Genomic DNA, 957 nt, shown 5'->3' on the forward strand with positions numbered 1-957 from the left:
CAATTAAATTATCCATTCGATTTATATATTCGAATAATTCTTTAATTGAATCAACAAATCCAAAATAGGAATCAGGATCAGGATTGTTGAAGAGGGATTTATCAAACGTATTGTCGTCAGAGATTTGAAGAATATATTTGATTCCTTTGATATAGTCGTCCGCAGTGTAGTTCTTATCAGTATCATGTATATCAATCCTAAACTGAACCGCTAATGGTATTTTTTTGAACTTGTTGTTCTTAACATATTCGTCAAAATCATAAGTTGGAATATCTGAAGGACGAATTGATTGGTATCGATCATATAATAGTATTAGGGAATCTGTTACCCTGTCTAAAAGCTCTAAACTATTTTTTGTAGTATCACCATTGAAATATTTTCTTTCTGAAGGATGTAACTTCCCATAATAACGTGGAAGTCTATGGGCTTCATCAACTATAATATAATCATACTTTTCACCCGATGAAACAAGGGTGCCCCATGTTCCAACAGTAATATTTTTATTTATCCCATAGTCTTCAAAAATTCTTCTGGCATTTTTCCGCCAATTTGCTTTAACAACTACACCAATTTTCTTATTTCCTTCAAACGTATCGAAGATTCTAGCTACAGCATTTGTCATTAGAACAGTTTTTCCTGTACCACTACCTCCCTCAATAATATAGTTTTTAGGAGAAGTTATAATTTGCTCAACAATTTTCTCTTGCTCACTACTCAAATCCATAAATGGTGAATATTTTGCTAGTATTCTTTTCTTTAGATATGAAACATCTTTGTTCACACATCCTAGATTCCTTAAGTCATTTTCCCAAAAAGAAGAAATAACATGAGCGTCTATTTCCTTCCTATCTTCCTCGTTATTAGATGAATTTCCTCTAGTTTTATTGTCAATTTCTAATCTCTTTTTTCCTTTTTCGTTATCAGTTACAAAAAGTGTAATTAATTGTTTTTCAATAT

Annotated in this window: 1 protein-coding gene; it reads right to left on the reverse strand. The window is 31.1% G+C overall.

Annotated features, from left to right (window positions below):
- Positions 1–957: DNA/RNA helicase domain-containing protein (locus V7014_RS26210; protein WP_335511913.1), on the reverse strand; the 957-nt coding region annotated here is incomplete at both ends.

It is taken from the genome of Bacillus sp. JJ722 (assembly GCF_036963345.1).
In the GTDB taxonomy this organism is placed as follows: domain Bacteria; phylum Bacillota; class Bacilli; order Bacillales; family DSM-1321; genus Bacillus_AD.